Here is a 2566-nt window from a genome sequence, read left to right as displayed (position 1 = left end):
TGCGTATTTCGGCGAACGTGACCGCCGATTTCGGGAACGTGACCGATTCGGCGGGGTTGGGCGTTGCGCGGTGTTGATTGTAGATTTCCTTGTTAGTTCTGGTCGAGTTCGGGCTCCAGGACGTTGGGTCTTGGGGATGCTTTTCTGAGGGATTCACCGGTGAGCGTGATCCGGTGATGACGCTGCATGAGGCGGTCGAGCATTGCGTCGGCGATGGTTTCGTCGCCGATCCATCCATGCCAGTGCTCAATCGGTAACTGGCTGGTGACGATGGTCGCCTTTCCCGCCGAGCGGTCATCGATCATCTCGAGCAGATCATTTCGAACCATCGCATCGAGGGGCGCCATTCCCCAATCGTCCAGTAGAAGCACGTCAACACGGGCGACCTGCAGCAGCCATTTTGTGAAGCCTCCATTGCCGTGCAGAACGCGAAGCTCCTCGCCAAGTCGCGGCACGCGCAGATACAAGGCCGAATGCCCGCGCCGGCAAGCGTATTGGGCCAGGGCGCAAGCGAGCCACGATTTCCCAGCGCCGGTTGGGCCGCTGATGAGCAGGCTGTAGCCGGCTTCCACCCAGTCACCGAGTGCGAGGCTCGTGAGCGAGCGCGGATCGACGCCACGGCCAACGCGCGTGTCGAGATCTTCAATGGCGGCTTGCGGATACTTGAGGCGCGCCTGCTTGAGCAGTCGGGTACGACGGCGATCATCACGCCAGCTGGCTTCCCGGTCGACCAGCAGTGACAGGCGTTCCTCGAAGCTCAGGCTGGCCGCACCGGGCTGCGTCAGCTGTTCTTCCAGGCCGTCAGCGAAACCGTCGAGCTTCAGGGTGCGCAGTTGCGTCAGTGTCTGTTGCATCATCATGGTGGGTCTTCTTTATTGGTAGTAGCCGGGGCCGCGTACATGCGCGTGGCTCGGGCTGATCCAGTCGGCAGGCGTTGCCACTGCAGCGCGGTCGCGGTTGTTGATCAGGATGTCGCGCACATGGCGGTAACGGTGCACGCCCAGCTCCAGTGCTAGCGCACAGGCGGCTTCGAGACGTTCGCGGCCATAGCGACGTGAGAGCGAGAGCAATCCGAGGCACGCCCGATAGCCGTGTTCCGGATGGCGTTGCTCCTGCAGCAGCCGGGTAACAAGCGCGCCGGTTGCCGCGCCGATCTGCTGTCCCCAATGAATCAGCCGCTGAGGAGTCCATTGCAGATGAGCGCGGTGCGCCGCCGGCATGTGCTCGACGACGGTGGTGTAGCCGCCTGCGCTGTCGTTGCGTGCGTGGCTGGCGACACGGCGACCGCGATGCAGCAGTTCGACAGCGCCGGCTGTGATGCGCGCGTCGAGCTTGAGACCGACCAGCGCGTGCGGCACGCTGTAGCGGTGTTTGTTGATCTCGACGTGATAGTCGATGTGAACCGTCACTGTCTTGAAGCGCGCGAGCTCGTAGGGCTGTGCCGGCAGCGGCTGCAGTGCCGGCGCGTCCAGCTGGGCGAATGCGCTGGCGCGACATCCCGGCAGCTTCTGGAACGGCCTCTCATTCAGGTTCTCGAGCAGCGGGCGGATCGCCTCATTGACCGAGTGGATCGACTCAAACCGGTGATGACGCAGGCGCGCCATGATCCAGCGTTCGACGACCTGGACCGCAACCTCTACCTTTGGTTTGTCCTGCGGACGATATACGCGCGCAGGAAGGAATGACGTGCCGTAGTGACGCGCAAAGTCCAGCACGGTGTCGCCGGCGCGAGGTTCATAGCGATCGGGATCGGCAATCATCGCGCGCGGGTTATCCGGCACGATCAACTGCGGCACGCCACCATAGAAGGTCAGCGCGCGACCAATGCCGCCCAGCCAGTCCTCCATCGTTTCGGCCGGCGTCGCACACGCGAATGTGTAGCTCGATGCGCCCATGGCCGCCACAAAGATGTGCGCGCGGCGTCCAGTCGTCAGCGGCAACGTGGGGCCGGCGAAGTCGACAAACAGCTTCTCGCCGGCGCGGTGAATCTGACGCATCGAGCGCTTCAGGCGTTTCGTGAACGCCTTGTAGTGCTCGCAGAACTGCGTATAGCGGTAGGTCTGCCGGTCTGCGAACTCGGCCTGGTACTCCTCCCACAGCAACGTCAACGTCATGCCCTTGCGACGCAGCTCCTGATGGATGCGTCCGTAGTCGGGCTGGGCGTAGCCTGCTGGCCCGGTGGGCTTGCCGAGAAGCCGCCGCTCGAGTTCGCCTTCATCCATATCGCAGGCGCTTGTCCAGTCCAACCCGGCGGCACCGGCTAGTCCGATGTACTTCGTGACGACGCCCTTGGATATGCCCAGTGACGCGGCGATCCGATCGTGCGAGAAGCCGCCGTCGAATTTAAGTCGTAAAACGTCCTTGATCATGCGCATGTTCATCCGGTGCGCGGGCATGCTCTCTCCGGCAAAAGCCGGCGAGCATAGCCCGCGTGGTTGATGTCATGCGCAACGCCAATCCTGCCTTCCGGTCCGCTCGGTCACGTTCCCGAAATGCCCGGTCACGTTACCGAAATCGCCGGTCACCATCCCGAAACGGCCGGTCACGTTCGTCCGAAATACGCAGC

At 63.1% G+C, this 2566-nt stretch carries 2 protein-coding genes; both read right to left on the bottom strand.

From position 1 onward, the window contains the following. Positions 1-92 precede the first annotated feature (92 nt). Positions 93-860, bottom strand: a complete 768-nt coding sequence (gene istB, locus C0Z19_RS27580; RefSeq protein WP_102612998.1) for an IS21-like element helper ATPase IstB — start codon at positions 858-860, stop codon at positions 93-95. A 12-nt stretch (positions 861-872) separates the two neighbouring features. Next, positions 873-2396 (bottom strand): IS21 family transposase, encoded by a 1524-nt coding sequence (istA, locus tag C0Z19_RS27575; RefSeq protein WP_102612997.1) that lies wholly within the window; start codon positions 2394-2396, stop codon positions 873-875. Positions 2397-2566 lie beyond the last annotated feature (170 nt).

This window comes from Trinickia soli (assembly GCF_002879855.1).
In the GTDB taxonomy this organism is placed as follows: domain Bacteria; phylum Pseudomonadota; class Gammaproteobacteria; order Burkholderiales; family Burkholderiaceae; genus Trinickia; species Trinickia soli.
The sequence above is the reverse complement of the archived record's forward strand: the minus strand, read 5'-3'. Positions and strand labels throughout refer to the sequence as shown.

Bases quoted from the DNA above. Each gene is read 5' to 3' on its own strand.
- istA (WP_102612997.1), bottom strand. From the start codon at position 2,396: ATGCCCGCGCACCGGATGAACATGCGCATGATCAAGGACGTTTTACGA.
- istB (WP_102612998.1), bottom strand. From the start codon at position 860: ATGATGATGCAACAGACACTGACGCAACTGCGCACCCTGAAGCTCGAC.